Origin of the sequence: Mesorhizobium sp. M0227, from assembly GCF_040321855.1 — a bacterium.
Taxonomy (GTDB): Bacteria; Pseudomonadota; Alphaproteobacteria; order Rhizobiales; family Rhizobiaceae; genus Mesorhizobium.
Genome location: NZ_JAMYSJ010000023.1, coordinates 32,822 through 59,182, shown reverse-complemented (window position 1 = coordinate 59,182; position 26,361 = coordinate 32,822). Strand labels below are relative to the sequence as shown.

General features: G+C 63.6%; 19 protein-coding genes. 17 read left to right on the top strand and 2 right to left on the bottom strand.

Annotation, left to right across the window (positions count from 1 at the left end; translation table 11 throughout):
* Positions 1–7: 7 nt before the first annotated feature.
* Positions 8–769: a TetR/AcrR family transcriptional regulator gene (locus NKJ00_RS24895; RefSeq protein ID WP_352441907.1), complete on the bottom strand. Its 762-nt coding sequence runs from the start codon at positions 767–769 to the stop codon at positions 8–10.
* Positions 770–925: 156 nt separating this feature from the next.
* On the opposite strand from NKJ00_RS24895, the gene NKJ00_RS24890 reads away from it, so the two are divergent.
* The 8 genes from NKJ00_RS24890 to NKJ00_RS24855 all read left to right on the top strand — a co-directional run bounded on the left by NKJ00_RS24890 (position 926) and on the right by NKJ00_RS24855 (position 11,552).
* Complete coding sequence (locus NKJ00_RS24890; RefSeq protein WP_352631628.1) at positions 926–2,605, top strand: amidohydrolase; 1,680 nt, start codon at positions 926–928, stop codon at positions 2,603–2,605.
* Positions 2,606–2,746: 141 nt separating this feature from the next.
* A complete protein-coding gene (locus NKJ00_RS24885; protein WP_352441909.1) occupies positions 2,747–3,841 on the top strand; it encodes an ABC transporter ATP-binding protein in 1,095 nt (364 codons plus the stop codon).
* A 2-nt stretch (positions 3,842–3,843) separates the two neighbouring features.
* The gene (locus NKJ00_RS24880) at positions 3,844–4,764 is read left to right on the top strand and encodes an ABC transporter permease (protein WP_352554044.1); all 921 of its coding nucleotides are present in this window, start codon (positions 3,844–3,846) and stop codon (positions 4,762–4,764) included.
* Positions 4,757–5,557, top strand: a complete 801-nt coding sequence (locus NKJ00_RS24875) for an ABC transporter permease (RefSeq protein ID WP_023809983.1) — start codon at positions 4,757–4,759, stop codon at positions 5,555–5,557. The genes NKJ00_RS24880 and NKJ00_RS24875 overlap by 8 nt, the downstream gene beginning before the upstream one ends.
* Positions 5,558–5,580: 23 nt before the next feature.
* Positions 5,581–6,615, top strand: coding sequence for an ABC transporter substrate-binding protein (locus tag NKJ00_RS24870; protein WP_023809982.1), 1,035 nt, complete (start codon positions 5,581–5,583; stop codon positions 6,613–6,615).
* A gap of 68 nt (positions 6,616–6,683) precedes the next feature.
* On the top strand, positions 6,684–7,880 hold the full coding sequence (locus tag NKJ00_RS24865) for a serine hydrolase domain-containing protein (protein WP_023809981.1): 1,197 nt from the start codon (positions 6,684–6,686) through the stop codon (positions 7,878–7,880).
* A 36-nt stretch (positions 7,881–7,916) separates the two neighbouring features.
* A complete protein-coding gene (locus tag NKJ00_RS24860; protein WP_352631625.1) occupies positions 7,917–9,098 on the top strand; it encodes a serine hydrolase domain-containing protein in 1,182 nt (393 codons plus the stop codon).
* 129 nt (positions 9,099–9,227) lie between these two features.
* Positions 9,228–11,552 (top strand): Tex family protein, encoded by a 2,325-nt coding sequence (locus NKJ00_RS24855; RefSeq protein ID WP_352554046.1) that lies wholly within the window; start codon positions 9,228–9,230, stop codon positions 11,550–11,552.
* On the opposite strand, the gene NKJ00_RS24850 is transcribed toward NKJ00_RS24855, so the two are convergent.
* Positions 11,553–12,464, bottom strand: a complete 912-nt coding sequence (locus NKJ00_RS24850; protein ID WP_352554047.1) for a LysR family transcriptional regulator — start codon at positions 12,462–12,464, stop codon at positions 11,553–11,555.
* 137 nt (positions 12,465–12,601) lie between these two features.
* Here NKJ00_RS24850 and NKJ00_RS24845 point away from each other — a divergent pair, with 137 nt between their 5' ends.
* The 9 genes from NKJ00_RS24845 to amaB all read left to right on the top strand — a co-directional run bounded on the left by NKJ00_RS24845 (position 12,602) and on the right by amaB (position 26,359).
* Positions 12,602–13,798, top strand: coding sequence for an acyl-CoA dehydrogenase (locus NKJ00_RS24845; protein ID WP_023809977.1), 1,197 nt, complete (start codon positions 12,602–12,604; stop codon positions 13,796–13,798).
* Positions 13,799–13,909: 111 nt separating this feature from the next.
* Positions 13,910–17,269, top strand: coding sequence for a transglutaminase family protein (locus tag NKJ00_RS24840; protein ID WP_352554048.1), 3,360 nt, complete (start codon positions 13,910–13,912; stop codon positions 17,267–17,269).
* Positions 17,270–17,275: 6 nt separating this feature from the next.
* Positions 17,276–19,687: a circularly permuted type 2 ATP-grasp protein gene (locus NKJ00_RS24835; protein ID WP_352613208.1), complete on the top strand. Its 2,412-nt coding sequence runs from the start codon at positions 17,276–17,278 to the stop codon at positions 19,685–19,687.
* Between the two features lie 3 nt (positions 19,688–19,690).
* Entirely contained in the window at positions 19,691–20,575 is an 885-nt protein-coding gene (locus NKJ00_RS24830; RefSeq protein ID WP_128304937.1) for a transglutaminase family protein, read from the top strand.
* Between the two features lie 141 nt (positions 20,576–20,716).
* A complete protein-coding gene (locus NKJ00_RS24825; protein WP_023809973.1) occupies positions 20,717–21,655 on the top strand; it encodes a glycosyltransferase family 2 protein in 939 nt (312 codons plus the stop codon).
* 99 nt (positions 21,656–21,754) lie between these two features.
* The gene (locus NKJ00_RS24820; protein WP_023809972.1) at positions 21,755–22,861 is read left to right on the top strand and encodes a DNA topoisomerase IB; all 1,107 of its coding nucleotides are present in this window, start codon (positions 21,755–21,757) and stop codon (positions 22,859–22,861) included.
* 107 nt (positions 22,862–22,968) lie between these two features.
* Positions 22,969–23,343 carry a YciI family protein gene (locus NKJ00_RS24815; RefSeq protein ID WP_023809971.1) on the top strand — a complete coding sequence of 125 codons (375 nt, stop codon included), beginning with the start codon at positions 22,969–22,971 and terminating at the stop codon, positions 23,341–23,343.
* Positions 23,340–24,614 (top strand): RNA polymerase sigma factor, encoded by a 1,275-nt coding sequence (locus tag NKJ00_RS24810; RefSeq protein ID WP_352631622.1) that lies wholly within the window; start codon positions 23,340–23,342, stop codon positions 24,612–24,614. The genes NKJ00_RS24815 and NKJ00_RS24810 overlap by 4 nt, the downstream gene beginning before the upstream one ends.
* Before the next feature lie 230 nt (positions 24,615–24,844).
* Positions 24,845–26,359 carry an L-piperidine-6-carboxylate dehydrogenase gene (gene amaB / locus NKJ00_RS24805; protein ID WP_502895910.1) on the top strand — a complete coding sequence of 505 codons (1,515 nt, stop codon included), beginning with the start codon at positions 24,845–24,847 and terminating at the stop codon, positions 26,357–26,359.
* Positions 26,360–26,361 lie beyond the last annotated feature (2 nt).

Here is a 26,361-nt window from a genome sequence, read left to right as displayed (position 1 = left end):
AAATCAGTCAAGATTCAAGATTGAGATAAGGGCTCACCAGAGCGAGCCACATGGTTTCCACATCGTCCTCGATGAGGTCGAACGTCCTGCGATCCTTTTTCAGCCCCACAAGCCGGCAAACGTGTCCGACCTCCATCATCAGCACACCGAGCCGGCTGGCGATCTTGTCTTCAAGTGCCGGGTTCACATGCTGCAGCCATGCGGCGTAGAGGGCGATGATCTGGTCGTCATATTCGTTCTGGATCGGCCTGAGGTCGGCGTTGCCTGAAATGGCCTCGATCACCGGCATCAGGCTGGCGTTTTCCAGGTAGAGCCTGGACGTGTCGGTGAAGAGCCTGCGCACTTCGCGCCGAAACTCTTCACGGTTGGTGGGCGGGGCGACCTTGATACGCTTGGCGATCACCTCGGGAAAGGATGACAGCCAGCGCCGGGCGAGGTCCAGAAGAATGGCTTCCTTGTTGGGAAAGTATTGGTAGATCGAACCAACCGACAAGCCTGCGCGCTGCGCAATGGCGAGCGTCGTCGGCGTCTTGGTTCCTTGCTCGCGCGTCAAGACCAGCGCTGCGTCGAGAATCCGGTCGACCACCTTGCTGGAGCGTTGTTGCCGCGGCTGTTTGCGCGGTTCGAGCGCTATCCTGGTTTTGCGGTCGAGACTGCGCTTCACGGCTTGATGTCCTCGTTCCCCGCCTGGTCTCAACATGGTGGGAGCTTGCTGTCCACAATACATTCCAGATTCGGTATGTTGACAAACGCGAATAATCAGTCGCATTCTTTATCCACGCTGCCTCTTGGGATGACAAGGGGAATTTCCAAGACAGCGCGCTGGCATTCTTTTTCGTCCCATGGCGCCGCTCCGGTGGAGGGGCAGGTCGTTGGACATGAGGGGTTGTCGGTCCCAGTCAGTCGTCAAAAGCGCGGAGTCGCGATGTCTGTCACAGGTGCGGGTCACAATGCGGATCTGATCGTCACCAACGGTCGTGTACGGACCATGGACGACGACAATCCCGCCGCCGAAGCCGTCGCCGTCAAGGACGGCGCCATCATCGCCATCGGCAGCCGCGCCTCCATCGAAGAGTTCAAGGGACCGACCACCAAGGTGATCGACGCCAAGGGCGGTTCCGTCGTGCCGGGGTTCATCGAAGCCCATATGCATTTGTTTTCGGGCGGGGCTGAACTTGCCCACCTTCAACTCACCGGTATTCATGGCCTCGAGGCGCTGCAGAAGGCGATCCGCGACTATGCGCCGACCCGGCCCGACGCGAAGATGCTGGTCGGCCAAGGCGTCGACTACACCGTGCTCGGCAGCGAGCGCGTGACGCGCCATCACCTCGACGCCATTTTGCCCGATCGCCCGTTCTGCATGGCGGCGCCCGACCATCACACCATGTGGGCCAACACCAAGGCGCTGGAAATGGCCGGCATCCTGCAGGGGTGCACGCTCGGCCCTGGCAATGAGATCGTCATGGGTGACGATGGACTGGCCGCCGGCGAATTGCGCGAAGGCGAGGCCTTTGGTCCGGTGCTCGATCTTGCCGGCGAAGGCCGGGTTCGGCTGGGGCTGTCGACCGGCGGCGAGCCGGACCCGATGCCGACGGCGGCGGAGCGGGACGCCGACCGCGACATCATGCGGCGCGGGCTCGCCTGGTGCGCCCGCCACGGCATCACCTCGATCCAGAACATGGACGGCAATCTCTATCAGCTTGAGCTGCTGGCCGAGATCGACGCCGAGGAAGGCTTGCCCTGCCGCGTCAAGATCCCGTTCCACTACAAGAATTTCATGACGCTCGACATGCTCGACAAGGCGTCCGATATGGCCGAACGCTACAACAGCGAATGGCTGTCGTCGGGCATGGTCAAGGTGTTCTACGACGGCGTTCTCGATTCCTGGACAGCTGTCATGGTCGAGCCATACGCCGATCGGCTCGACTGGGTGGGCGAGCCGCTGTTCACGCCGCAACAATTCATCGATCTGGCCGTCGCGGTCGACAGACGCGGGTTGCAGATCGCCGTGCACTCGATCGGCGACGGCGCGGTGCGCGCGGTGCTCGACGGTTATGAGGCGGCGCAGAAGGCGAACGGCAAGCGCGACAGCCGTCACCGTGTCGAGCACATTGAGGTCACCACCACGGCTGATGTGCCGCGTTTCGCCGAACTCGGCGTCATTGCCTCCATGCAACCGCCGCATCCGCCCGGCGCCATGGATTTTCCGTTGGAGCCGACAGTGTCTCGCATCGGGCCGGCGCGCTGGCCGCTGAGCTATGCCTGGCGGACCTTGAAGGATGCCGGCGCGCATGTCGTCTTCGCATCCGATTGGCCGGTGTCGCCGATCGATCCGATCCTGGGCATTCAGGCGGCAGTGTTGCGCAAACCGTGGGCAGAAAGCGACCCGGACCAGAGTTTCTCACTGCATGAAGCGATCGCCGGTTACACGATCGAGGGCGCCTACGCCGAATTCGCCGAGCACCGCAAGGGCACGCTGAAATCAGGCTACATGGCCGATCTGGTGGTTTTGTCGATGGACATCGAGAACACCGCCCCGGCCGACCTGCACAAGGTGCGGCCGGTGACGACGATTTGCGGCGGCAAGGTCACCTATCAGGCCTGACTATGGCATGGGGCTTGCAGGCCTCAATGACTGATTGAACTGTGACCCAATGCCGGGCTTGCCAACCCACCGGCCATGTGGTCACATCGAACAGGGGAAGAGCTCCGCCAGCAAGAGCGGGGTCAACAGTGAGGCGTAATCGTGCCGGACAAACCGGATCGGAATGCGATTGAAGTAGTAAACGTCAGCAAAATTTTCGGATCAGGTGAGGGGCAGGTAGCTGCCCTCGACACGGTCTCGGTATCTATCCGGGAGAACGAATTCTTCACGTTGCTGGGGCCATCCGGCTGCGGCAAGACGACGTTGCTCAGGCTGATCGCCGGCTTCGACTTTCCAACCGCCGGTGAAATCCTGCTCTACGGCCAGGACATCGCGCCGCTGCCGCCCTTCAAGCGGCCGGTTAACACCGTTTTCCAGTCCTATGCGCTGTTCCCGCACATGACGGTCGCCGACAATATCGGCTTTGGCCTGGAAATGCTGGGCAAGCCGAAGGCGGAGATCAAGGCGCGCGTCGCCGAGATGCTGAAGCTGGTCAAGATGGAGGCACTCGCTGGTCGTCGCACCAGCCAGATCTCCGGCGGCCAGCAGCAGCGCGTGGCTTTGGCCCGCGCTTTGGCGCCGCAGCCGAAGGTGCTTTTGCTCGATGAGCCGCTGTCGGCGCTTGACTACAAGCTGCGCAAGGAGATGCAGATCGAGTTGAAACGGCTGCAGCACGAGACCGGTATCACCTTCATCTTCGTCACCCACGACCAGGAAGAAGCGCTGACCATGTCAGACCGCATCGCGGTGATGTCATCGGGCAAGATCCTGCAGGTCGGTTCGCCCTGGGATATCTACGACAAGCCGGCGGAGCGCTTCGTCGCCGACTTCATCGGTGAAACCAACTTCCTCACCGCCGCCATCAGCGAGATGGCCAACGGCAAGGCGCGCGCCACGCTCAAATCCGGTGCGACCATCGAGGCGACCGTGGCCCAGGGTTTCCAGCCCAAATCCAACGCCACGGTGGTGGTTCGGCCCGAACACGCCAAGCTGACCAAGGCCAAGGGCGAACTGTCGGGGACGGTCGAAAACATCGTCTATTTCGGCACCGACACCCACATCCATGTTCATCTCGACAGTGGCGAACTCTTCACCGTACGCCAGCAGAACACGCGCAGCGCGGGCTGCGGTTTCGAGAAGGGCGACGCAGTCGGCATCCTCATCGGCAGCGATGCCGCTCAGGTCCTGAAGGACTGACGATGGCGACCGCGGAAGAAGTCGCCAAGGCAGCGGAGCGGCGCGATGTCCGTGACCGCTGGCTTTTGTCAGCGCCAGCGCTGCTGGTCATTTTCCTCGCCGCGACCGGCCCCTTGCTGATCGTGCTCGTCTACTCGTTCCTGACGCCAGGCTCCTATGGCGACGTGAAGTGGCAGTTCTCGCCGGAAGCCTGGACATCGGTGTTTCTGGAACGCGATATCTTCGACGACACGCTTTCGATCGCCGCCGCCCACGTCACCATCTTCCTGCGCTCGATCAAGCTCTCGGTGGTGACGACGATCGCCACTTTGGTGCTTGGTTTCCCGACCGCCTATTTCATGGCGACGCGCAGCGAAAAGACCCGCGATCTCTGGCTGTTCCTGATTACCATTCCGTTCTGGACCAACCTTTTGATCCGCACCTTCGCGGTGCTGCAGATCATCCGCAACGAAGGCATCGTCAACACGATCCTGCTCAAGCTCGGCATCATCTCGGCGCCCATCCAGATACTCTACACCGACACGGCGATCCTGATCGGCATGACCTATGTCTACCTGCCACTGATGGTGCTGCCGATCTATGCCAGCATGGAAAAGCTCGATTTCCGGTTGGTCGAGGCGGGGTACGACCTTTACGCGTCGCGCTTCCAGGTGCTGCGGCGGATCATCTTTCCGCTGGTCAAGCCGGGCGTCATCGCCGGCTCCATACTGGTCTTCATTCCAGCGCTTGGCGCCTATGTGACACCGAGCGTTCTTGGCGGCGGCAAGAACATGATGCTGTCCAACCTGATCGAATTGCAGTTCGGGCAGGGCCGCAACTGGCCACTCGGCTCGGCGCTGTCGATCGCCGTCATGATCATCGTCATGGTGGCGCTGCTTGCCTATGTGCGCAATGCCGGCAAGTCGGGGGTACGTCATGGCTAAGAACTTTTCCATCAAGCACCAGCCAGGATTCACCGCGATCGCCGCGACCTGCTTTATCGTGCTGTATCTGCCGATCATCGTGCTGGTCATCTATGCCTTCAACGCGGCGAGCTCGACCTCCGAATGGGGCGGCTTTTCGCTGAAATGGTTCCAGTCGGCATGGCAGAACACGCAGGTCGTCGATGCCACGCTGCGTTCCTTCCAGATTGGCTCCATCGCGGCGGTGCTCTCCACGATCTTTGCCACCATGGCGGCGCTCGCCACCACCCGCACCGCGCCCTATCCCGGCCTCACCTTCAAATATGCGGCGATCAACCAGCCGCTGATGGTGCCCGAGATCGTCACCGGCGTGGCGCTGCTGATCTTCTTCTCGCGCATCAAGATCTTCACCGGCTATTCCGGCATCGGCTATCTGGTCGCCGCGCACACGGCGTTCTGCATTCCCTTTGCCTATTTGCCGATCCGGGCGCGGCTTGAGAATATGGACCTGACGCTGGAGCGTGCCGCAGCCGACCTCTACGCGACGCCCTGGAAGGCTTTCCGGCGCATCACGCTGCCGCTTCTGTGGCCCGGCATCCTGGCCGGGCTGATGCTGGCCTTCGTCATCTCGCTCGACGACGTCGTCATCACCGAGTTCGTCAAATCAGGCGGCCAGGACACGCTGCCCACCTACATGCTCGGCCAGATCCGCCGCGGCATCACACCCGAGATCAACGCGATATCGACCGCCTTCCTGCTGCTTTCGGTCGCGATCGTCACGTTGTTTTTCTTCGTCAGCAGGAAACGAGACTGAACCGAAAAATGGGAGTTAAAACCATGAACTGGAAGACAACAGCAACCGCCATGGGGTTGGCGTTGCTCGCCTCGACGGGCCTGGCCCGCGCCGACGGCGTGCTCAACATCTACAATTGGGGCAACTACACCAGCCCCGACGTGATCAAGAAGTTCGAGGCCAAATACAACGTCAAAGTGACCATCACCGACTACGATTCCAACGACACCGCGCTGGCCAAGGTTCGCCAGGGAGGCACCGGCTTCGACATTGCGGTGCCGTCGCAGACCTACGTGCCGATCTGGATCAAGGAAGGCCTCATCCAGGAGACCGATCCTGGCAAGATGGAAAACTTCAAGAACGTGGCGCCGGAATGGGCCAATCCCGATTTCGATCCGGGTCGCAAATACAGTGTTCCATGGGCGTGGGGCACGATCGGCGTGGTCGTCAACACCGATGCCTACAAGGGGCCGGCCGATAGCTGGGGTATCATCTTCAACACGCCTGACGAGCTCAAGGGGAAGGTCAATGTCGTTCCGGAGATGGGCGATGTGATGTTCGCCGCGATCAAGTATGTCGGCGGCCAGCAATGCACCGACGACAAGGCGGTGCTGAAGAAGGTGCGCGACCTGCTGGTGGCGGCCAAGCCGAACTGGATCGCGATGGAATACAACACCATCGAGAAGATGGGCGCCGGCGACTTCAAGGCGACCAGCGACTGGAACGGCTCGGCGCTGCGCCAGCGGCTGGCCAACCCGGCCATCCACTACAACTATCCGAAAGAAGGCTTCGGCCTGTGGAGCGACAACGTCGTCGTTCTGAAGGAAGCCAAGAACGTCGAGAACGCCAAGCTTTTCCAGAACTTCATCATGGATCCGGAAAACGCGGCAGGTCTCTCGGCCTTCCATCGCTACGCCAATGCCATCACCGGCTCGGACAAGTACATGCCGGCCGACATGAAGGACGCGCCCGAAGTCATCATTCCGGCCGCGGACAAGCCACGCGGCGAGCTGCAACAGATGTGCTCGCCGGAGACCCAGGAAATTTACACCAAGATCTGGACCGAGTTGCAGAAATAAACTGGGTTCGACGGACCCGGCGGCACACGCCGCCGGGTCCGTTTTCATGTTCAAAGGACTCGGCCGTCATGGACTCCTATCGCAATTCCGATCCGCGGCCGCCGATCATGCAGGGCTCGCCGCCCGCCATGGTACCGCCGAAGCTCGACTGGGACCGGCCGCCGTGGAACCGCTGGGCGTTCCAGAACATCCGTGAAATTCTGCCGACCGCCGAAGTCTGGCGCGGCAATGGCCATCGCCACCGCTTCGAACGCGCCGAGGCCGATCTCGACGGGCTGACGGTCGAGGACAGCACAGGCGCGCCGACGACGCTCGCCGGGCTGCTCGACGAGACCTATACGGACGGCTTCCTGGTGCTCAAGGACGGCAAGGTCGCCTATGAGCGCTACTTCAACGGCATGGATGAGCGCACGCTGCACCTGTCGCAGTCAATGGCGAAGTCCCTTACCGGTTCGGTGTTCGGCATACTGGTTGGGCGCGGCCTGATCGATCCGGCCAGACCGGTAACGGACTACCTGCCGGAGCTCGGCGTTACCGGCTGGGCCGGCGCCAGTGTGCAGCATGTGCTGGACATGACCAGCGGCGTCCGCTTCTCCGAGGAATACACCGACCGCTATTCGGACATTGGGCAGGTCGATGTCGCCACCGGCTGGAAGCCGGTGCCGCCGGGCAGCGATCCGGCCTTTCGCTGGCCATCGCACATGTTCGAGCTGATCCTGGGCTTGAAGGAAACGATCCGCCCGCATGGTGCCCAATTCGAATACCGCTCGATCGAGACCGACGTGCTTGCCTTCATCATGGAACGGGTGACGGGCAAACGGCTTCCGCAGCTGGTTTCGGAAGAACTCTGGCAAAAGCTCGGCGCTGATGAAAGCGCCTGCTTCACGGTCGATAGCGCCGGCTATGCGGTGGCGGATGGCGGCTTCAACGCGACGCTGCGCGACTATGGCCGCTTCGGCCAGATGATCCTCGACAATGGTGGCAGCGTCGTGCCGGCCGACTGGATCGAGGCAACACGCAACGGCAGGCATGGGCCGGACTTCAGCCCCAGTCTGCCGGAGGGCAGCTATCGCAACCAGTTCTGGATCGAGGACCCGCGCTCGCGCGCACTGATGTGCCGCGGCGTGTTCGGTCAGATGATCCATATCGACTGGAACACCGGAATGGTCGTGGTGAAGCTTTCGACCTGGCCGGATTTCGCCAATGGTGCCTATTCCATAGCGACGCTGAAGGCCGTGCACGCTATCGCCACGGCACTTCGCTGAGCCCCACAAAGAAGAAACGACCCGGAAGGAAACGCCATGACCGGCAAGACCGTGTTCGAGACCCGCTATGGCTTCCGGCGCAACCAGGTGGTGCTCGCCAACTGGCGCGAGAACCCGTTCAATCGGTGGTCGTTCCAGAATCTCGGCGAACTGGTGCCGACCGCCCGCGTGGCGGCGGCGTCGGGCGTTGTCGAAACCCCCGTGCGCGATATGGGCGGCCTACTCGGCGAAAAGGTCGTGATCGCCGGCACACCGGAGACGGTGGCTGAATTTCTCGCACGTTCGAGCACCGACGCACTGACGGTGATGAAAGGCGGCAAGATCGTCGGCGACTGGTTCGCCCCGCATATGGATTTCGGCGCCCGCCACATCATCTTCTCGATCAGCAAGTCGGTGACAGCCATCATCGCCGGCATATTGCAAGGCGAGGGGGTGTTCGACCCGGAAGCGCCGGTGACGGCCTACATCCCTGAAGCCGCCGGCTCTGCCTATGGCGATGCGAGCGTGCGGCATGTGCTCGACATGAGCGTCAGCCTCGATTTCGAGGAGGCCTATCTCGATCCGGAGAGCGCTTTCGCCCGCTATCGTCGCGCCACGCTGTGGAATCCGGGCGGCGGCACGGAGAGCCTGCGCGAATTCATTTTGACCTTGCAACGCCTTGCAGAGCCGCATGGCCAGACCTTCCGCTACCGCTCGCCGAATTCCGATCTGCTCGGCCTGCTGCTCGAGCGCGCGTCGGGCCAGCGGTTCACCGACCTGATGCGCGAGAAGCTGTGGCTGCCGCTCGGCACTGTCAGCGAAGCCTCGATCGGCGTCGACATGGAGGGCACGGCGCGCACTGCCGGCGGCATTTCGGTGACGCCGCGCGACTTGGCGCGTGTTGGCGAGATGATGCGGCAAGGCGGGGTGGCCAATGGCCGCCGCATCGTGCCCGAGGTGTGGGTACGCGACACGACCAGCACTGGCGGCAGTGCGGACGCCTGGCAGCGCGGCGCGATGCTGCCGCTGTTTCCCAAAGGCCGTTACCGCAACAAATGGTACCAGACCGGTTTGCCGAGCGGCGCCTATTGCGGCATCGGCATCCATGGTCAGTGGCTGTATGTCGATCCCAGGACCGAAGTGGTGATCGCCAAGATGTCGTCGCAGCCCGAGCCGGTCGACGATCCGCTCGATGTCGAGATCGTCGCCTTCTTCGAGGCGCTGAGCCGCATGGTCTAGACTGGGCCCGAGCCGCCACATTAGCGCACGCTTTCCTGTGGACCCGCCGGGCTGATCAAAGCGCGGCGGTTGGCGGGCCGGACGTCTGCGCCTATGGTCGCCGCTCTTTTCGATGAGAGCAGGAACGACATGGCATCCGACATCAAGCGCATCGCAGCCATCATCGCGGCCGAGATCAACGCGCGGCCAGAACAGGCGGCCGCGGCGATCGGGCTGCTGGACGAGGGCGCGACAGTGCCGTTCGTGGCGCGCTACCGCAAGGAAGTCACCGGCGGGCTGGACGACACGCAATTGCGTGACCTTGCCGAACGGCTTGCCTATCTGCGCGAGCTCGACGCTCGCCGCGACACCATCCTTGGCTCGATCCGCGAGCAGGGCAAGCTGACCGAGGAGCTTGAGGGCAAGATCGTTGCCGCAACCACCAAGGCGGAATTGGAAGATATCTATCTGCCCTACAAGCCCAAGCGCCGCACGAAGGCTGAAATCGCCAGGGAGCGCGGGCTGGGCCCGCTGGCTGAAGCTATCCTGGCGAATCGCGCGCTGGTGCCGGCCGAACTGGCGCTGGCCTATCTGACCGAAGAGGTGGTCGACGCCAAGGCGGCGCTCGACGGCGCGCGCGACATCCTGTCGGAACAGTTCGCCGAGAATGCCGATCTGGTCGGAAAATTGCGCAGCTACATGAAGGAGCGCGCCTTCATGCGGGCCAGGGTGGTCGACGGCAAGCAGGAGGCCGGCGCGAAGTTCTCCGATTATTTCGACCATGTCGAGCGCTGGACAAATGTGCCGAGCCACCGCGCGCTGGCGATGCTGCGCGGCCGCAACGAGGAAGTGCTGTCGCTCGACATCGAGGTCGATGCCGATGACACCTCGCCGGTGAAGCCGGTCGAGCGGATGATCGCCAATGCCTATGCCATCGGCGGCAGCCTGCCCGGCGACCGCTGGCTGATGGACGTCGCCGGCTGGACCTGGCGCATAAAACTGTCACTACACCTGACACTCGATTTGATGCGCGACCTGCGCGAGCGGGCAGAAGAGGAAGCGATCCACGTCTTTGCCCGAAACCTCAAGGATTTGCTGCTAGCCGCTCCCGCCGGTTCGCGCGCGACGATGGGGCTCGACCCCGGCATCCGCACCGGCGTCAAGGTGGCGGTGGTCGACGGCACCGGCAAGGTGCTGACAACAACGACGGTCTATCCATTTCCGCCCAGGAACGATGTGCGTGGCACGCAGGCGGAACTCGCCAAGCTCATCCGCTTGCACAAGGTCGAGCTGATTTCGATCGGCAACGGCACCGGCAGCCGCGAGACAGAAAAGCTGGTGGCGGACATGCTGTCCGACATGCCGGCGGATGGCGGGCCGAAGCCCTTGAAAGTGATCGTCAGCGAGGCCGGCGCCTCTGTCTATTCGGCATCGGCGACGGCGGCGGCGGAATTCCCCGGCCTCGACGTGTCGTTGCGCGGCGCCGTCTCGATCGCCCGGCGGCTGCAGGATCCGCTGGCCGAACTGGTCAAGATCGAGCCCAAATCGATCGGCGTCGGCCAGTACCAGCATGATGTCGACCAGTACCGTCTCGGCCGCTCGCTGGAAGCGGTGGTGGAAGACGCGGTCAACGCCGTTGGCGTCGATCTCAACACAGCTTCGGCGCCATTGCTGGCGCGCGTTTCAGGTCTGGGTGCGTCGCTGGCCGACGCGATCGTTGCGCATCGCGATGCGACCGGGCCCTTCGCCAGCCGCAAAGACCTGCTCAAGGTGCCGCGGCTCGGACCTCGCGCATTCGAACAATCCGCCGGCTTCCTGCGCATTGCCAATGGCAGCGAGCCGCTCGATGCCTCGTCGGTGCATCCGGAGGCCTATGGCGTGGCCAAGAAGATCGTCGCCGCCTGCGGGCGCGATGTGCGGTCGTTGATGGGCGACAGTGCAGCACTCAAGGCGCTCGATCCGCGCGTTTTCGTCGATGAGCGTTTCGGCCTGCCAACGGTACGCGATATCCTGGCAGAGCTGGAAAAGCCGGGCCGCGACCCACGTCCGGGCTTCAAGACGGCGACGTTTGCCGACGGCATCGACGATATCAAGGATCTGAAGCCCGGCATGCTGCTGGAAGGCACCGTCACCAATGTCGCCGCCTTCGGCGCCTTCGTCGACATCGGTGTCCATCAGGACGGGCTGGTGCATGTCTCTCAGCTGGCCGACCGGTTCATCAAGGACGCGCACGAGGTGGTCAAGGCCGGCGATGTGGTGAAGGTGCGCGTCGTTGATGTCGACATCAAGCGCAAGCGCATCGCGCTATCCATGCGCAAGGATGGTGGCGAAGGGGGCGCGTCGAAAGGTGGGCCGCGCGATACCGGAGGCGGCAGGCCGGCACCGCGTTCGCCGGCGCCTCAGCGCCAGCCGGAGCGGCCGGCACAGCAAGGCGCGTTCGGCGCGGCGCTGGCGGATGCGCTGAAGCGGAAGTAGTTACCACGCCAGAACGGCCGGCTCCTTCTCGACCTGGCCCAGCAGCCAGTCGCGAAAACTGGCGACTGGCGGATGGCCGCGCTTGCCATGTGGGACGACGAGATAGTAGGCGCTGCGGCTTTGCATGGGCTGGCCTGGCGCCGGCACCAGCTGGCCGCGCTGCAATTCGCCTGCAATGAGGATCAGCGGCAGCAGCGCCACGCCGAGCCCCGCCATGCTGGCCTGGGCGGCGGTGCCGAACTGCTCGAACTGCATGCCGGGCCCGGTCGGCGCGCTCAGGCCCTGATGCTCGAACCATTCGGTCCAGGCGCCAGGACGCGTCGCCATATGCAGCAGCGGCAGGCGGCCGATATCGGCCGGTGAGGCGATGGCGCGGCCAGTGAGGAATTCGGGCGACACGACCGGCGCCACGGTTTCGCGCACCAGCAGTGTGGAGTCGGCCTCAGGCCAGTCCGGCAGGCCATAGTGGATGGCGGCATCCAGCCTCTCCCTGGCGAAGTCGAAGCGACCGACGCGGGTGACGAAATTGATGGTGATATCGGGATTGTTTTCGACGAAATCGGGGATCATCGGCATCAGCCAGCGCGTGCCGAAGGTCGGCAATATGGCAAGGTTCAGGATGCCGCTATGCCGATTGCTCATCAATCCAAGGGCTGCGTCACGCAACTGGCCAAGTGCTGAACGCACCGCCTCGGCGTAGATTTCGCCCGATGCCGACAGCCTGACATTGCGGCTGTCGCGTTCGAACAACCGGCGGCCGAACTGATCTTCCAGCAATCTGATCTGCCGGCTGACCGCGCCCTGGGTCAGATCGAGCTCCTGGGCGGCAGCGGTGAAACTGCCCAGCCGGGCCACAGCCTCGAAGGCGGCAAGGGCGCTTATGTTGGGCAAAAGGCGGCGCTGGACACTCATGATCCATTCCTAACGCTCATTGATTGGTGAATCAATTTCGTTTGATTTTTTCGAGGCGCAGGCCGATAGAACGGGCCAAGATTTTGCTTCATGCATGCCGTCATTTTGAGCGACATGCATTGTTTGGGAGAAACGCGATGGCCGCCGACAAGAACGCATTCGTCTGGGAAGACCCGTTCCTGATCGAGGGCCAGCTTTCGGAAGACGAGCGCATGGTGCGCGACGGCGCGGCCGCCTTCGCCGCCGACAGACTGGCGCCGCGGATCGAGGACGCCTACCTCAACGAGACATTCGACACCGCGATCTTCCGCGAAATGGGCGAGGCCGGCCTGCTCGGCATCAACATCCCCGAGGAATTCGGCGGGCTTGGCGCGAACTACGTCACCTATGGGCTGGTCGCGCGGGAAGTCGAACGTGTTGACTCGGGTTATCGCTCGATGATGTCAGTGCAGTCGTCTCTGGTGATGTATCCGATCTACGCCTATGGCTCGGACGAGCAGCGCAAGAAGTACCTGCCCAAGCTTGCCAGCGGCGAGTGGATCGGCTGTTTCGGCCTGACCGAGCCGGATGCCGGCTCCGATCCGGGCGGCATGAAGACACGCGCCGAGAGGACAGCCAACGGCTACAAGCTGTCCGGTTCGAAGATGTGGATTTCCAACGCGCCGGTCGCCGACGTGTTCGTCGTCTGGGCGAAGCTGAAGGGCGAGAACGGCAAGGACGAGATCCGTGGCTTCGTGCTGGAAAAGGGCATGGAGGGGCTTTCGGCGCCGAAGATCGGCGGCAAGCTGTCGCTGCGGGCGTCGATCACCGGCGAAGTGGTGATGGAAGGCGTGGAGGTCGGCGAGGACGCGCTGCTGCCCAACGCAAAGGGCCTTGGCGGACCGTTCGGATGCCTCAACCGGGCTCGCTTCGGCATTTCCTGGGGCTCGATGGGCGCCGCCGAGGATTGCTGGCACCGCGCCCGCCAATACGGGCTCGACCGCAAGCAGTTCGGCAAGCCGCTGGCCGGAACGCAGCTCTACCAGAAGAAGCTGGCGGATATGCAGACCGAGATCGCGCTTGGGCTGCAGGCATCGTTGCGCGTCGGGCGGTTGCTCGATGAAGGCAAGATGGCGCCGGAAATGATCTCGATCGTCAAGCGCAACAATTGCGGCAAGGCGCTCGACATCGCCCGCCAGGCCCGCGACATGCATGGCGGTAACGGCATCCAGATCGGCTACCACGTCATGCGCCACGCGCAGAACCTGGAGACGGTCAACACCTATGAAGGCACGCATGACGTGCATGCGCTGATCCTGGGAAGGGCGCAGACGGGGATACAGGCGTTTTTCTGAGCCGGCAACCGTTGCTTAAATTAGGTGCACCGCAACATCTCTGCTTGGAGAATGGCGGCCTGATGTGTCAGGGTTCGGCGAAATCGTTGAAACGCTGAATTCCGGGGCTTCATGGCAATTCTGGCAGCCGTCTATCACCTGACCCATTACAAATACGACCGGCCGGTGGTTCTCGGGCCCCAGATCATCAGGCTGCAGCCGGCGCCGCATTCCCGCACCAAGGTGCTCAGTCATTCGCTCAAGGTCGAGCCGGCGAACCATTTCGTCAATCTGCAGCAGGATCCCTACGGCAACTTTCTTGCCCGCTTCGTCTTTCCCGAGCCGGTCACCGAACTGAAGATCGAGGTCGATCTCGTCGCCGACATGACGGTCTACAATCCGTTCGATTTCTTCGTCGAGCCGTCGGCCGAGGCGTTTCCGTTCGAGTATCCGGAAGAAATCCGCGACGATCTCGCCATCTATCGCACCCCGGAACCGGCGGGACCGCTGCTGTCGGCGCTGCTGAAGACCATCGATCGCAGCGCAGCCAACACCGTCAATTTCCTGGTCGACCTCAATGCGCGGCTGCAGCGCGAGATTGCCTATATCGTGCGCATGGAAACCGGGGTGTTCTCGCCGGAAGAGACCTTGGCCGCGAAAAAGGGGTCTTGCCGGGATTCGAGCTGGCTGCTGGTGCAGATCCTACGCAATCTCGGTATCGCGGCACGCTTCGTTTCCGGCTATCTGGTCCAGTTGAAGCCCGATCTGGTGGCGCTGGACGGTCCGCCGGGAACGGCGACAGACTTCACCGATCTGCATGCGTGGTGCGAGGTCTATCTTCCCGGCGCCGGCTGGATAGGCTTCGATCCGACCTCGGGCCTGCTCACCGGCGAGAGCCATGTGCCGCTGGCCGCCACGCCGCATTTCCGCAACGCGGCCCCGATTTCCGGCATGGCGAGCTTCGCCAATGTCGAATTCGGCTTCGAGATGCGGGTCGACCGCATCGCCGAGCATCCGCGCATCACCAAGCCATTTTCGGACGAAAGCTGGCAGGCGCTCGACGCGCTGGGCAACAAGATTGATGCAGCGCTTGCCGCCGGCGACGTGCGGCTGACCATGGGCGGCGAGCCGACTTTCGTGTCGATCGACGATTTCGAGTCGGCCGAATGGAACACCGCCGCCGTCGGTCCCACCAAGCGTGAAAAGGCGGACGAACTGATCCGTAAACTGCGCGAGCGCTTCGCGCCCGGCGGCTTTCTCCATTACGGCCAGGGCAAATGGTATCCGGGCGAAAGCCTGCCGCGCTGGACCTTTTCGCTCTACTGGCGTGCCGACGGCCAGCCGGTATGGAGCGATCCGTCGCTGATCGCACGCGAAAAGAGCGAGGCCGATATCGGCCCGAAGCAGGCCGAAAGCCTGCTCACCGCGATTGCCGGCGAACTCGGCATCGACAAGGCCATGGTCAGCGAAGCCTATGAGGATCCGGCCGAATGGCTGCTCAAGGAAGGCAAGCTGCCCGACAATGTCGATCCGTCCAACTCCAGGCTGGAGGATCCGGAAGAACGCAGCCGCATGGCGAAAGTGTTTGAACGCGGACTGACCAAGCCGTCCGGCTATGTGCTGCCGGTGCAGCGCTGGAACAGCCAGGCATCGGATCCGCGCTGGCGCTCGGAAAAATGGAAGACGCGGCGCGGCCGGCTGTTTCTGGTGCCAGGCGATTCACCGGTCGGTTACCGCTTGCCGCTCGGCACGTTGCCCTATGTGCCGCCGGAGCAATTCCCCTATATCGTGCCGGTCGACCCGTCGCTACCACGCGGCCCGCTGCCCGCGCGTGAAGCCATACTGGCCGGACCGACTCCAGCCGAACTCGAAGGCGCCGACGAGATGGCGCGCCGCCAGCAGGCGGCATCGTTCACCGCTGCGGCCGGCCAGCAGGAGCGGGTCGAGCAGGAGATCACCGAGATTGGCGGCGCTGTGCGCACCGCGCTTTCGGTCGAACCGCGCGACGGGCGGCTGTGCGTGTTCATGCCGCCTGTCGAGGCGCTGGAAGACTATCTCGAACTGGTCGCGGCGGCCGAGAACGCGGCAAAGGCGATCGGCCTTCCCGTGCATATCGAGGGCTACGGCCCGCCTCACGATCCGCGCCTCAACGTCATCCGCGTTGCGCCTGATCCCGGCGTCATCGAGGTCAACATCCATCCTGCTTCCAACTGGCAGGATTGCGTGGCGACGACGACGGCGATCTATGAGGAAGCGCGGCAGACACGGCTTGGCGCCGACAAGTTCATGATCGATGGGCGCCACACCGGCACCGGCGGCGGCAACCATGTCGTGGTCGGCGGTGCGACACCCAATGACAGCCCGTTCCTGCGAAGGCCGGACCTGTTGAAGAGCCTGGTGCTGCAATGGCAGCGCCATCCGTCGCTGTCCTATCTGTTCTCCGGCCTGTTCATCGGGCCGACCAGCCAGGCGCCACGCTTCGACGAAGCCCGTCACGACTCGCTCTACGAGCTTGAGATCGCGATGGCGCAGGTGCCGCATCCGGACCAGGGCAACGCACCCTTGCCATGGCTGGTCGACCGGCTGTTCCGCAATTTGTTGACCGACGTCACCGGCAATACGCATCGTTCGGAAATCTGCATCGACAAGCTGTTTTCGCCGGACGGACCGACCGGTCGGCTGGGGCTGGTCGAATTCCGCGGCTTCGAGATGCCGCCCAATGCACGCATGAGCCTCGCGCAGCAACTGCTTGTCAGGGCGATCATTGCCCGCGCGTGGAAAAGCCCGCTCGACGGCCGTTTCGTGCGCTGGGGCACATCGCTGCATGACCGCTTCATGCTGCCGCATCATGTCTGGGCCGATTTCCTCGACGTGCTCGACGACCTCAAGCTCAACGGTTTCGAATTCAGGCCCGAATGGTTCGACGCCCAGCTCGAATTCCGCTTCCCGTTCTGCGGCGAGGTTCAGCATGCCGGCATCAAGCTGGAGCTGCGCCAGGCGCTGGAGCCGTGGCATGTGATGGGCGAGCAAGGCGCGATCGGCGGCACCGTGCGCTTCGTCGATTCCTCGGTCGAACGGCTGCAGGTCAAGACCGAAGGGCTGAACCCGGAGCGCCATGCAGTCGTCTGCAACGGCCGCATCGTGCCGATGAAGGTCACCGACAACCGCGAAGTGGCGGTGGCGGGTGTCCGCTTCAAGGCCTGGCAGCCGGCATCGGGCCTGCATCCGGCGCTGCCGGTCAACACGCCACTGGTCTTCGACATCTATGACCGCTGGTCGGGACGTGCGGTCGGCGGCTGCGTCTACCATGTCGCCCATCCCGGCGGGCGCAATTACGACACCTTTCCGGTCAATGGCAACGAGGCGGAAGCTCGGCGGCTCGCCCGCTTCGAACCGCGCGGCCATACGCCATCCGCCTATGTGATCCGTGAAGAACAACCAGCGGAAGATTTCCCGATGACCCTTGACCTTCGGCGGCCGGCAAGACTCTGATCAGCGATGGCAAAGGGGAATCACAAGAGGGGACACGGCAAGCCGCGGACCCACAGCCTGCTGGAGCACTACCAGCCGATCGACGGCGTCGTCGACGAGATGGTCGATGCGTCAGGCAATCCTCGCCCGGCCTGGAAGCATTTTGTCGAGGCGCTCGAGGAACTTGGCGCTGAAAAGCTCGGCCAGCGCTTTGCCCGCGCCGACCAGTATCTGCGCGATGCCGGCGTTTATTACCGCGTCTATGACAAGGCCGGTGCCAATGAGCGCGAATGGCCGCTGGCGCATGTCCCGGTTCTCATCGAGGAGAGCGAGTGGGCGGCGATCAGCGCCGGCCTCGTGCAGCGCGCCGAACTGTTCGAGGAAACCATCGCCGATATCTACGGGCCGAACCGGCTGGTCGAGAAAGGTATCCTGCCGGCGGGATTGATCGCCGCCAGCCCCGAATATTTGCGGCCTGTCGTCGGCACCAGGCCGGCCGGCGGCCACTTCCTGCATTTCTGCGCCTTCGAGCTCGGCCGTGGACCTGACGGCCAGTGGTGGGTGCTGGGCGATCGCACGCAGGCGCCGTCCGGCGCCGGTTTCGCACTGGAAAACCGCGTCGCCACCACACGCGCGCTGTCCGACATCTATGGCGAGATGCATGTGCACCGCCTTGCCGGCTTTTTCCGCCGTTTTCGCGATGCGTTGATCGGCATGGCCAAGGAGACCGACGGCCGCGTCGCCATCCTGACGCCGGGGCCGCTCAACGAAACCTATTACGAACACGCCTACATCGCCCGCTACCTCGGCATCATGCTGCTCGAAGGCGAGGATTTGACCGTCTCCGGCAGCCGGCTGATGGTGCGCACGGTTTCCGGCCTGATGCCGATCAGCGTGTTGTGGCGGCGGCTCGACGCCGCTTTCGCCGACCCGCTCGAACTGCGCCCGGATTCGCAGATCGGAACGCCGGGCCTGATCGAGGCGATCCGCCAGGGCGCGGTTGCTACCGTCAATGCGCTGGGCTCCGGCCTGATGGAGACGCGCGCGCTGCTTGCCTTCCTGCCCAAGATTTCACGGGCCTTGCGTGGCGAGGAATTGCTGCTGCCAAGTGTCGCGACATGGTGGTGCGGGCAAGCTACCGAGCGCGCGCATGTGCTGGCCAATATCGATCGCATGGTGATCGGGCCGGCGCTGTCGACGAGGCTTGCCTTCGAGGACGACGATTCAACGAAGCTAGGCTCGGCTCTGTCGGCCGGGGAGCGGGCGGAACTGGTGGCGCGCATTGAACGTGATGGCGGCGATTTCGTCGGCCAGGAAGCGGTGACGCTTTCGACGACGCCCGTCTATGTCGGCGGCTGGCTGGAGCCGCGGCCAGCGAGCCTGCGCGTCTACCTGGCGCGAACGCCGGAGGGCTGGACGGTGATGCCGGGCGGTTTTGCCCGTATCGGCCTGTCGCTCGACCCGACGGCGATCGCCATGCAGCGTGGCGGCCAGGCGGCGGATGTCTGGGTTGTCAGCGACAAACCGGTGGAGCGCGAGACGCTGCTACCGCAAGAAGGCGACAGTTTCAGCCGCACCAGGCCCGGCAGCCTGCCCAGTCGCGCGGCGGAAAACCTGACCTGGCTCGGCCGCTATATCGAGCGCTCGGAAGACACGGTGCGCATCCTGCGCGCCTACCATGTGCGGCTGGCCGAAACCTCCGACCCGGATATGCCGCTGCTCGCCGACATCAGGGATTATCTCGAACCTTTCGGCATCGATGTGGAGACGGCGATCCCGTCAGGGCTGATCGGCACGCTGGATAGCGCGGTCTACAGTGCCGGGCAGATCCGCGACCGCTTCTCGCCCGATGGCTGGCTGGCGCTGAAGGACCTGTCGAAAACCATCCATCAGTTCGCAACGACGGTCGCGCCCGGCGACGACGCGACCCGGGCGATGACAGTCATCCTGCGTAAGCTCGCCGGCTTTTCCGGCCTGCTGCACGAGAACATGTACCGCTTCGCCGGCTGGCGCTTCCTCGAGATTGGCCGCCGGCTGGAGCGCGGTATCCAGATCTCCCGCACGCTGTCGCGGCTGACCAGCGCCAAGGCGCCGGACGGCGCGCTCGACATGATGCTGGAAATCGGCGACAGCGTGATGACCCATCGCCGCCAATATCCGGTGCAGGCCGGTCGGCGCACGGTGATCGACCTGCTGGCGCTCGATCCGCTTAACCCGCGCTCCATCCTGTTCCAACTTGAAAGGCTGAAGGCCGAAATCGGCCTGTTGCCGTCGCTCGGCGGGGAGGGGCAAATGTCGCCGGCGGCGAAGGAAATCCTGCAGCTCAACACCCAGATTGCCATCAAGGAGCCTTCGGACATGACGGCAAAGGCGCTGGACGACCTCGCCTATGAAATCGGCGGCCTCTACAACAGCCTCGCCAAAGCCTATTTCGGATAAAGCATGCTCTACGACATCAGGCTTCATCTGCATTACGATTACGCTGCGGCGGCCGGCGGCGGTCGTCATCAGGTGCGCGTACTGCCGTCGACGATGTCAGGCGTGCAGCGTGTCATCGCCGCATCCCTGTCCTTTGCGCCGGCACCCAACGAGCGTTCCGACTTTTCCGATTTCTTCGGCAACAACGTCACCTCGATCGCCTTTCGCGACGCGCATGACGCGCTCGACATCAGGATGAGCGCCCGCGTGTCGGTGTCTCGGCCCGAGCCCGGGCTCGACGTGTCGCCCGATATCGCCCGGCTGAGGCAGGAGCTCGCCGCGGTGCGGTCTCTGGCACCTGATGCACCGCACCATTTCCTGACGTCCAGCACCCATGCCGGCATCGACGATGCGATCACCGCTTACGCACGCGACAGCATCGCCGGCTCTGCCGCCGGCACGGTCATGAGCCTGTGCAATCGCATCTATCGCGATTTCACCTATGACGGCGAAGCGACAACGGTGCGGACCCGGGCCAGTGATGCCTTCAAGTTGAAGCGCGGCGTCTGCCAGGACTTTTCGCACATCATGATCGCCGGCCTGCGCGGGCTCGGTATTCCGGCCGGCTATGTCAGCGGCTTCTTGCGCACCATCCCGCCGAAGGGCAAGCCCCGGCTGGAAGGCGCCGATGCCATGCATGCCTGGGTCAAGGTCTGGTGCGGGCGCGATGCAGGCTGGCAGGAATTCGATCCGACCAACGGCATGCGGGCCAGCAACGACCATATCACCGTCGGCCACGGCCGCGACTATTCGGACGTGGCGCCGATCGTCGGCGTGCTCAAGACCACGGGGGGACAGGTTGGCGAGCAAGCTGTCGACGTCATTCCGGTCGTGCTCGAAAGAGCCTGAAGCAGGTCGTACACGCAGGTATTTGCGCTGCAATTCGGGATGGACAAGACTGCTTCTCAAATACCGATGCCGCCGCTAGTCTGTATTCGTTTCGGGGTGACGATAGTTGTATCCTCAAGCGCATGGCGCGAGGTTTTGTAATTGAGAGCAATCAGCGTCGTCATTCCTGCCTGTAACGCGGCGGCGACCATCGCTGCAACGCTGGCGTCGCTACGCAGCGAGGCCGAGATCATCGGCGAGATCTTGCTGGTCGACGACGCGTCGACCGATGGGACGGCAACCATCGCGCGGGAGGCCGCGGCACAACTGTCGTTGCCGCTGCGCGTGCTGTCGGCCAAATGCCGCGATGCAGGCGGTGCCCGCAATTTGGCGCTGGCCGAAGCGGTCTATTCCTGGGTCTACCTGATCGATGCCGACGACCTGCATCTGCGGGGCGGGTTGCGCGCACTGCTCCGCAAGGCCCGGGAGCAGCCGGAGGCCGACATGATCGTCGGTGCCTACCGGCGACGGGTGAACGGCCAGGACCGGCAGATCAAGATGCCGAACGGCTACCAGGCTGCGTGCCTGGCAAATGCTTCGGCCTATGTCAAAGGCGACATACGTTCGGTCGCCGTGGGCAGCGTTCTGGCATCGCGGACCCTGATCGGCGAGACGCGGTTCCCGATCGGAATGGCCTATGACGAGGACACGCTGTTCTGGGCACGGCTGATGAGCAAGGCATCGCTCGCCATGGTTTCGCAACCTGTCATGGTCTACGAGGTTTCGCCGGTACGTTCCGATGACCGCTTTGCCATCAACCCGGTGCGGCGCTTCCTGGACTGGCGCCGGGAACTGCGCACACTCACCGACTGCAACATCCCGTTGTCGGCCCTCAAGGCCAGGGAAGGCCTTGTCGCCCTCAAGATCGCCCGGGTCCACTATGCGCGCGGCGATCTGGGCACCGCGGCGCGCTTCCTGGCGGTAGCCGCGGCCGCGCCAAAGCGGCGCTCAGAAGCTTGGCGCTGCCTGCGCTACAGGTTCAAGCTCGCGGCGCGGCGGCGTTTGTCCGCGCCGCCGATCAAGCTGGAAGGCGCTCTGTAGGCGCCAGCCAACACGATATCGGCGCGAGACGCTTTTCGGACGGCGCGTGGAACCAGCGGTCGGCCAGTGGCTTATCTACGGAATTCGCGTGGAGCCGACATGTTGCAAAAATCCGGATTGTCGCCCAGCCGACCGGCTGGCCAGGATGCTGTGTCGCCAGATGGCGCGCCCAAAAACGGGGCACAAAGCTCGGCCGACCATGCGTCGCTTAGCTATGTCAGTGATGCTGAGCCCGGTATCCGGCGGCTGAAAACAGGCAAGGGGTTTTCCTACCAGGGACCGGACGGAGGGACAGTTTCGGACACTACCAGGGCCCGCATCGAGGCGATCGTCATTCCGCCGGCCTGGAGGGATGTGTGGATTTCGCCGGACGCGGACGGCCATATCCAGGCAACCGGCAGGGACCAGCGCGGACGCAAGCAATACCGCTATCATCCGCAATGGGCCGAAGAGCGCGATGGTGCCAAATATTCGAGCCTGGTTGCTTTCGCCGAGAGCCTGCCGGACCTGCGGCACAGGATCGACAGCGATCTGCGCCGTCGTGGCCTGCCGTTCGAGCGTGTCGTCGCCGCGGTCGTCTGGCTGCTCGACAACACGATGATCCGCGTCGGCAATGCCGCCTACGCCCGTGACAACAAGAGTTTCGGGTTGACCACGTTGCGCGACCGGCATGTGGATATTGTCGGTTCAAGCCTGCGCTTTGCCTTCAAGGGCAAGTCGGGCAAGGAGTGGAAGCTGAAGCTGGTCGACCGCCGCATCGCCAGGATTGTGCGCGGCGCACAGGACCTGCCAGGCCAGAAGCTGTTCCAGTATCTCGATGAGGACGGCAACAGGCGGCCGGTCCGCTCCGAGGACGTCAACCGCTATATCCGTGAGGCGGTCGGTGACGCCTTCAGTTCGAAGCATTTCCGCACCTGGGGCGGCACCATTCACGCCGCGTCGCTGTTTGCCCAAACGGAACTGCCGCAAAGCCGGGCGCAGCGAAATAGGGCGATGAACAGCGTTATCGACAAGGTTGCCGAGCGGCTGGGCAATACGCGTGCCGTCTGCCGCAAATGCTATATCCACCCGCGGGTCTTCGAAGCGTGGTCCGAGGGGCGGTTGCTGAATGAAATGGCGCAAGCCAACAAACGCAAACGCTCAATCGATGGTCTCGATGACGAGGAAGCTCTCGTGCTGCGATGGCTGAAACCGCGAGAAAGCTGACCAGCGCGGCCGGCCGTGGCCAAATCCGCCACATCTGGATTTTTTTATCGACGTGGTGTCGGGATCGGTCTTACTGTTTCGTCCTTTGACAGAGAAAAGGACCAGCCATGCTCTACGCAATCCTCTGCTATGCTTCCGAAGATGTCGTCTGCTCCTGGAGCAAGGCACAGGACGACGAGGTCATGGCCAATATCCTCGGCGTTCAGGAAAAATATGCCAAGGCCGGCCGGCTTGGCCCGGTGGCACGGCTTCTGCCGACGACCGCCGCGACGACCCTGAGAAAGGTCAAGGGTGAATCGGTCGTCATCGATGGGCCGTTCGCCGAGACCAAGGAACAGTTTCTCGGCTTCTACACGCTCGAATGCGCTGATCTCGACGAGGCGGTGGAGTTCGCCCGCGAGCTTTCCGAGGTCAACCCGAGCGGTGGGTCGTATGAAATCCGGCCGGTTTCGGTCTTTAACCCAACAAGGGTTTCCGCATGACCGAAATGGCCTGGATAAGCTCCGCGATCAGCGCCGCCCGCCCGCAGGCCATGGGTGCGCTGCTGCGTTATTTCCGCGATCTCGATACGGCGGAGGAAGCTTTCCAGGACGCGTGCCTCAGGGCGCTGAAGAACTGGCCGCAGAACGGGCCGCCGCGCGACCCGGCGGCCTGGTTGATCTTCGTCGGTCGCAACAGCGGCATCGATGCGGTGCGCAAGCGCGCCAAGCAGGCGCCGATGCCGGAGGAAGACCAGGTTTCCGATCTGGAAGACGCCGAGAGCGATATCGCCGAGCGGCTGGACGGGGCGCACTACCGCGACGACATATTGCGGCTGCTGTTCATCTGCTGCCATCCTGATCTCCCGGCAACGCAGCAGATCGCGGTGGCGCTGCGCATCGTCTCCGGTCTTACGGTCAAGCAGATCGCGCGCGCCTTCCTGGTTGGCGAAAGTGCCATGGAGCAGCGCATCACTCGCGCCAAGGCGCGCATTGCGGACGCCGGCGTGCCGTTCGAGACGCCGGGCGCGGTCGAGCGGTCGGAACGGCTCGCCGCCGTCGCCGCCATGGTCTACTTGGTCTTCAACGAGGGCTATTCGACCAACAGCGGCGAGGCGCCGGCCCGCGCACCGCTGTGCGAGGAGGCGATCCGGCTGGCACGGCTGTTGCTGCGGCTGTTTCAGACCGAGCCGGAGATCATGGGGCTGACGGCGCTGTTGCTTCTGCAGCATGCGCGCGCACCGGCCCGTTTCGACGGGAGCGGCGAGATCGTGCTGCTCGAAGACCAGGATCGCAGCCTGTGGAGCCGCAAGATGATCGATGAGGGGCTGGCGCTGGTCGACAAGGCGCTGCGCCATCGCAAGCCCGGTCCTTACCAGGTGCAAGCGGCGATTGCCGCGCTGCATGCGCGGGCCGAAAAGGCCGAGGACACCGACTGGAACGAGATCGACCTGCTCTATCGCTTGCTCGAGCAGATGCAGCCGTCGCCGGTGGTCACGCTCAACCGGGCCGTCGCGGTCTCGAAGGTGCGTGGACCGGTAGAGGCGCTCGCCATGATCGAGCCGCTGGAAGAACGGCTTTCCGGCTATTTCCATTTTTTCGGCCTCAAGGGCGGCCTCTTGATGCAGCTCGACCGGGGCGACGAGGCGCGCGTCGCCTTCGACCGCGCCATAGCGCTTGCGAACACGGCGGCGGAAGCTGCCCATATCCGCATGCATATCGACCGGCTGATCAAGGACGGTGCGGTACGCCCAGCGGCCAAGAAGGCAAACTGAGCGCCATCTGGCTCAATCGTGCAGTTTGGGCTTAGACCATGCCGGGGTGGTGATTTTCCCTTGAACCGAGTAATGCCACGCGATGATCGTGCCTTAGGTGCCTTTGTGCACGCGGGCAGCATGGCGCCAGGCTTTGACCGGCGTGCCTTTTGTGCATGTCGTTGTCCCAAAACCGCTGGGCACTTTTGGGCGACATGCATTATGAGCGACTGGATCTGAAAGGGACAAGAATGACGATAGGCAAGGAAACGACCGAACTGCTGGCGAAACTGGGTGTGGCCAAGGAGACGCTGGCCGGCGGCGACCTGATCGTGCGCAGCCCGGTGACGGGCGAGCAGATCGCGGCGCTGAAGACGATCTCACCGGCTGACGCGGCCAAGGTGATCGATGCCGCGCACAAGGCCTTCCAGGCCTGGCGCATGGTGCCAGGCCCGCGGCGTGGCGAACTGGTGCGGCTGCTCGGCGAGGAGCTGCGTACGCACAAGGCCGAGCTTGGCCGGCTGGTCTCGATCGAGGTCGGCAAGATCCCGTCCGAGGGGCTCGGCGAAGTGCAGGAGATGATCGACATCTGTGATTTCGCCGTAGGCCTCTCCCGGCAATTGTACGGCCTGACCATCGCCACCGAGCGCCCAGGCCATCGAATGATGGAAACCTGGCATCCGCTCGGCGTCGTCGGCGTCATTTCCGCCTTCAATTTCCCGGTGGCTGTGTGGTCGTGGAATGCCGCCCTGGCGCTGGTCTGCGGCGACGCTGTGGTGTGGAAGCCGTCGGAAAAGACGCCGCTGACCGCACTTGCTTGCGAAGCCATCTTCAAACGTGCGGTCAAGCGCTTCGGCGCGGACGCACCTGATGGCCTGGCGCCGGTGCTGATCGGCGATCGCGCCGTCGGCGAGATCCTGGTCGATCACCCCAGAGTGCCGCTGGTTTCGGCGACCGGCTCGACCCGCATGGGCCGCGACGTCGGTCCGCGGCTGGCCAAGCGCTTTGCGCGCGCGGTGCTGGAACTCGGCGGGAACAATGCAGGCATCGTCTGCCCGACCGCCGATCTCGACATGGCGCTGCGCGCGATTGCCTTTGGAGCGATGGGCACGGCCGGCCAGCGCTGCACGACGCTGCGGCGCCTGTTCGTGCATGACAGCGTCTACGACGCCTTGGTTCCGCGCCTCAAAAAGGCCTACGAGAGTGTGTCTGTCGGCAATCCGCTGGAGACCTCCTCGCTGGTCGGGCCGCTGATCGACAAGGCGGCCTTCGATGCCATGCAGAAGGCGCTGAAGGAAGCCGCCGCCCATGACGGCAAGGTGACCGGCGGCACGCGGGTCGAGAACGGCCACCCCGATGCCTACTACGTGCACCCGGCGCTGGTCGAAATGCCAAGCCAGGTATCCCCGGTGACGGAAGAGACCTTCGCGCCGATCCTCTACGTGATGAAATATTCGGATTTCGACGTGGTGCTCGAAGAGCACAATGCCGTGGGGGCAGGCCTGTCCTCGTCGATCTTCACCCGAGACCTGCAGGAATCCGAGCGTTTCCTGGGTGTCGACGGATCGGATTGCGGCATTGCCAATGTCAACATCGGAACCTCGGGCGCCGAGATCGGCGGTGCCTTTGGCGGCGAAAAGGAAACCGGCGGCGGCCGCGAGAGCGGCTCCGACGCATGGAAGGCCTATATGCGGCGCGCCACCAACACGGTGAACTATTCCAAGGCGCTGCCGCTCGCCCAGGGCGTGTCGTTCGACATCGACTGAAG